Raw genomic sequence first — 665 nt, forward strand, 5'->3', positions numbered from 1 at the left:
ATTGCTTCGCTCATCAAAGGGCTTTATTGAACACAATTCGAAGCCACCTTTACGTAATCTGCCAATGAACCATTTTTTTGAAGTGTGAAAGCAGGATAAACTTAGCCTAAGCGTGACCCTCATTAACAACGAACCAAAGAAGAACAATTGCTTACTATGCGAGCCTTGCCAACACTACTTATCAGCACCCTATTACTTGCATTATCTGGATGCGCCAACACCGATAAACCCAAGTATGACCACATAGAACCGCCTGAAGAAGCCGAAACTTCCTCGCCGGAACAGCTCTATGAGCGAACAGCAGCACTTTTTAGCCGACCTGAAAATTTAGGCCTAGAATTTTACTCGCCGAGCTTCTACGCATCAGCGCTGGACGCTTTGGAAGACGCCGAAACAGCCCTGAATAGCTTACACGAAAGCACAATTTCGCCTGTTAGAGCTCTTATTGCGTCTAGAAAGCTGTTAGAGAAGGCACAAGCGACCAGAGAAAAAGTAGATCGAAATCTCAAAGAACTGGTGACGCATCGCAACCTACTGATCGAGCTCAACGCGCCAAAGTGGCAGCCAGATGAGTGGAAGTCCGTCAGTAGCGAAATAAAAGGACTTGTCCTACTTATTGAAGACGATGACATTAAAGCCGCCATTGATCAGGATCCTAGTGTTCG

Annotated in this window: 1 protein-coding gene; it reads left to right on the forward strand. The window is 45.9% G+C overall.

What is annotated here, in order from left to right; all coding sequences use genetic code 11:
* Positions 1–147: 147 nt before the first annotated feature.
* The coding region (locus tag A3750_RS02275) for a hypothetical protein (protein WP_156498319.1) at positions 148–665 on the forward strand (518 nt) is incomplete at its 3' end.

It is taken from the genome of Oleiphilus sp. HI0079, assembly GCF_001635105.1.